The organism is Parendozoicomonas verongulae, assembly GCF_009711465.1.
GTDB lineage: Bacteria > Pseudomonadota > Gammaproteobacteria > Pseudomonadales > Endozoicomonadaceae > Sansalvadorimonas > Sansalvadorimonas verongulae.
On record NZ_SMME01000021.1, the window covers coordinates 1 to 209 of the forward strand.

1 protein-coding gene is annotated in these 209 nt (G+C 50.2%); it reads right to left on the reverse strand.

Features of this window, described 5'->3' with window-relative positions:
* Positions 1–209, reverse strand: a 209-nt coding sequence (locus E1189_RS00040) for an AMP-binding protein (protein WP_155158126.1), incomplete at both ends; no start/stop codon positions are given.

A 209-nucleotide genomic window follows, 5' to 3' on the forward strand; every position in this document is an offset into this window, starting at 1 on the left:
TTATGAGCACTGGATCCAGACGTTCCTGGTGGCTGGCAATCACTGTTGGTGCAGGGGTCGCCATAGCCCAGAAAATTTCCCAAATGGATGGATCAAAACCATGAGGAATTTTTTGCAGGACACGATCATTGCTGTTAACAGGAAAACGCTGAAGACTGTCGCTTATGCAGTTGAGCGCTGCGCCATGGGGAATCATAACCCCCTTGGGG